General features: G+C 71.0%; 1 protein-coding gene. It reads right to left on the reverse strand.

All coding sequences use genetic code 11. The annotated features are described in order from the left end of the window. Window positions 1–1157: efflux RND transporter periplasmic adaptor subunit (locus x551_RS22100; RefSeq protein WP_036251561.1), on the reverse strand; the 1157-nt coding region annotated here is incomplete at its 3' end. Window positions 1158–1492 lie beyond the last annotated feature (335 nt).

The following is a 1492-nucleotide window of genomic DNA, read 5'->3' on the forward strand; positions in this document are numbered from 1 at the left end:
GGAGCCGGCGCCGAGGCGCCAGCGCCCGGCACCCGCTCCACCGCCTTCACCTGCGCGCCGGGGCGGGCCTTCTGCAGCCCCTCGAACACCACCTGGTCACCTGCCTTCAGACCCGCATCGACCAGCCATTCGTTGCCGACCGAACGCGGCACCTGCACCGCGCGCTGCTCGACCTTGCCGTCGGCCCCGACCACCATCGCGATCGCGTTGCCGCGGTTGTCGCGCGCCACGGCCTGCTGCGGCACCAGGATCGCGTTCTCGCGCACGCCTTCCTCCAGCACCGCCCGCACGTACAGCCCCGGCAGCAGCAGTTGCTTGGGATTGGGAAAGGTCGCGCGCAGCGTCACCGAGTTGGTCTGCTCATCGACCGTCACATCGGAGAACTGCAGCTTGCCGCTCACCGGATACAGCGTGCCGTCGTCCAGCTTGAGTTTCACCGCGGCCTGGTTGGCCGCGTCGGTCTTCAGGCGTCCGGCGGCCAGTTCGCGGCGCAGTCTCAGCAACTCGGCGCTGGACTGCGTCACGTCGACGTAGATCGAGTCGAGCTGCTGCACCGTCGCCAGCGCCTGCGCCTGGTTGGCGGTCACCAGCGCGCCCGGTGTCACGCTGGACTTGCCGATGCGGCCGGAGATCGGCGCGGTGATGCGCGTGTAGGCGAGGTTGATGCGCGCGGTCTCGAGGGCCGCCTTGGCGGCGGCGACATCGGCCTCGGCCTGCAGGGCGGCCGCAATGGCTTCGTCGGCCGCCTGCTTGCTGACCGCGTCGATCTGCACCAGCTCCTTGTAGCGGTCGGACTTGGCTTGCGCCGCCACCACGTTGGCCTGGGCCCGGGCGAGCGTGGCCTGGGCGCTGCCGAAGGCCGCGCGGAAGGGAGCGGGATCGATCTGGTACAGCGTCTGGCCCTTGCGGACATCGCTGCCTTCGCGGAAGTCACGGGTCAGCACGATGCCGCCGACCTGCGGCCGGACCTCGGCCACCAGCAGCGCGGAAACACGGCCGGGCAACTCGTTCTGCAGCGACACGGTGCGCGGCTTGACGGTCAGCACACCCACCTCGGCCGGCGGCGGGGCAGCCGGCGCGTTGGCCGCGCCGCCGCGGCTGCAGGCCACCAGCAGGGCCGCCAGAGACAGGACGGCCATCTGCGCCCCGTGGCGCATCGAAACTCGCGGGAAAACCATCTGGCACCTCGTCGGGTCGGGGCGCGCCACGGCAGCGACGGCTCCCAGATTGATGATCAGAACGCTCTGAATAAACGTTCATTCTCACATCGGGAAAAGTCCTCTGCCACGGCTTGGGTATCTGCCAGCCACCGCCCGTGCCGACCGAGCGTCAAAGCCCGGGCGAGCCGTAGCCGCCGCCGCCGGGCGTCTCAATCACGAACACGTCGCCCGGCTCCATCGCCACCGATCCCAGCGGCCCGAGCTCCTCGATCGCGCCACGCCGGCCGGCCGTGCCGGGCGCGCGCTCGACCCGGTGTCCCAGCGCGCCGGCC

The sequence above is a fragment of the Methylibium sp. T29 genome, from assembly GCF_000576205.1.
GTDB classification, from domain to species: Bacteria; Pseudomonadota; Gammaproteobacteria; order Burkholderiales; family Burkholderiaceae_C; genus Methylibium; species Methylibium petroleiphilum.